General features: G+C 61.6%; 3 protein-coding genes. All 3 read right to left on the bottom strand.

All coding sequences use genetic code 11. The features are described from left to right. The coding region (gene glnL, locus ACE04F_RS26055; RefSeq protein ID WP_486110502.1) for a nitrogen regulation protein NR(II) at nt 1-770 on the bottom strand (770 nt) is incomplete at its 3' end. Nucleotides 771-1,024: 254 nt separating this feature from the next. Next, a complete protein-coding gene (locus ACE04F_RS26050; protein ID WP_486110501.1) occupies nt 1,025-1,651 on the bottom strand; it encodes a DUF4124 domain-containing protein in 627 nt (208 codons plus the stop codon). Then, nucleotides 1,648-2,166 carry a DUF4124 domain-containing protein gene (locus tag ACE04F_RS26045; protein WP_486110500.1) on the bottom strand — a complete coding sequence of 173 codons (519 nt, stop codon included), beginning with the start codon at nt 2,164-2,166 and terminating at the stop codon, nt 1,648-1,650. Before ACE04F_RS26045 ends, ACE04F_RS26050 begins: the two co-directional genes overlap by 4 nt. Nucleotides 2,167-2,315: the final 149 nt, after the last annotated feature.

Below are 2,315 nucleotides of genomic sequence, written 5' to 3'. Positions count from 1 at the left end.
CTGATGGCCTGCATGGCGTTGCGCACGATGTTCAGCACCGCCTGGATCATCTGCTCGCGGTCGATCAGGACGTCGGGAATGCTCGGGTCGTAGTCGCGCACCAAGGTGATGCAGCCCTGGCTTTCGGCCTCAACCAGGCTGCTGACGCGCTCCAGGACTTCGTGAACGTTGCACAGCGCCAGTGAGGGCAGCTTGTTCGAGCCGAGCATGCGATCCACCAGGTTTCGCAGACGGTCGGCTTCTTCGATGATGACGTTGGTGTAGTCCTTGAGGCTTTCTTCCGGCAGTTCCCGGGCGAGCAACTGCGCCGCGCCACGAATGCCCCCCAGCGGATTCTTGATCTCATGGGCGAGGCCACGCACCAGCATCTTGCTGGTTTCCTGCTTGGACAATTGCGCCTCCTCCTTGGTGATGCGCAGCAGGCGATCACGGGGATGGACTTCCAGGAGCAGGAGGGTGGCATTGTTGTTGAGGATCGGCGTTACCGCGTAGTCGACCGTCAGGGTCTGGCCGGTGAGGGCGGTGAGCATCGCTTCGCGCTTGGTGAACGGGTGGGCCTGTTCGACGGCCTGGCGCAGGGAATTCAGCGCTTCGGCGGATTCGGTAAACAGTTCGCTGATGAACTGCCCATGGCTGCGCTGGCCGCTGACGGCCAGGAGCATCTCTGCCGCCGGGTTCATGTACTCCAGACGCAATTCGGCGTCGAGCAGGATGGTCGCGGTGGTGAGATTGTCGAGCAGCAAACGGTGTAGTGCGTCGCTAATGGTCATCAGGACCTCTTTTAAAGCGTAGCAATCAAGGGCAAGCCCCCAAATCGCGCGCGCGATTCATGCGCTGATACCAGCAAAATGCAAAAACCAAACCAAGGCTCCGAAAAGAAGCGTTTCAGGCGTCAAATAGCCTTTTCCCGCCCATCTGTGTGGCGTTTTGCCAGTTTTTGCGGGTAGTTTCGAACCAAAATGGGTAGGAATCTGGGTAGAGGTGCAGAGCTGTGCACCGACATGGTGCGCCATCCTGAGTGGCATTAGAAGAAGGGCAGGATGCTGCTTTTTTCCTCCTCGGGCTTGTCCGCCAGAGGGCATTCGGGGCGTTGGCCGTAGTCGGCGATAACGCAGGGTTTGACGCGGCGCTTTTGCGCCAGGGACATGCGCTGCATGTGGAAGGGCTGGTTGGCGGTGCGCTCGACGATCCGCGCCTGCTCATCGAGGATCTCCACCGCCAGGTGATGAGTGCCGCGATCAATGTTCTTCAGCGCAAACACTGGGCTGGGGCCCGGTTCGCCAGTGGGCTTGCCGTCCAGCAGCAAGCGGTAGCGATGACCTTTCTGCAAACCGGGCTCACTGGTGGCGGTGACGATCAGTTCCCCCGCGGTACTGCGTATCGTCGCGTCAGGCTCGGGGATCAGCAGCCGGAGCATTTCGTAACGGAACAGGGGCTCGGCGGGTGGCTTTTCGGACGTCGCTGCCGGCGTCGTACCGGAGGGTGACACCGGCATCCGGTTGCCTGGCGCCAGTTGCACCTTCTTCGCGTTGCCGGGGCGTGGCTGGTCCGTAAAGACGCGATTGCCCTGGTCGTCGATGTAGGTGTAGACCTGCGCCAGGCTCGGTAGCGCAACCAGCAAAAGACCGAGGGCGAGTAGACGGCGACTCATGGGAGGTGAACCCGCTGGACGGTGAAGGTAACGGTTTCACTTTGTTGTACGAGACGTTCGCCGTTGATGACCTGGACTGCCAGGCTGTGTTCGCCGCGATCGATGTTCACCAGTTGCAGGCGCGGCACGTTACTCGGTTGCCCGTACGGCTGGCCGTCCAGCAATAACCTGAACAGATGCGGGCTTTGCAGGCGCGGCTGCGCCCGGACGCCAACGGTGAAGGTGCCGTTATTGGCGCGCAAGGCTTCCTCTGTAGGAATGTCCGTCAGCTCCAACACCTCGTAGGCATTGCGCGGCGCGTCGTCGCTCGCCGGGGCCGCGGGTGCGTCCGTACTGGCTGGGGCCTGGCGCTCGACGCTGTTGAGCGGCGGCAGCTCCACCGCCTGTGCCGGTACACCGTCGGGCGGCTGGTTGCTATAGGCGGTGTTGCCGTCGGCGTCGGTGTATTTGTAGATCTGCGCGGTAGCAGGCGATGCCAACAGCGATAAGAGGATGATTGAAAAAACACGACCCATGGAAAATCGACCGAAAACGAAAGGTGATGGGTGCAGCATAGGCCAGCGTCGCTGGTTGGCCCAGTTGCTGTGTTGCACGCACCCCCTGTGGGGGGGGCCTGCTCGCGAAGGCGGCGTGTCAGGCGCTGAGGGTGTTGAATGTACGGGCC

The organism is Pseudomonas sp. AGC41 (assembly GCF_057334555.1).
Note: the sequence above shows the minus strand (reverse complement) of the source record. Positions and strands in the feature narration are given on the sequence as shown.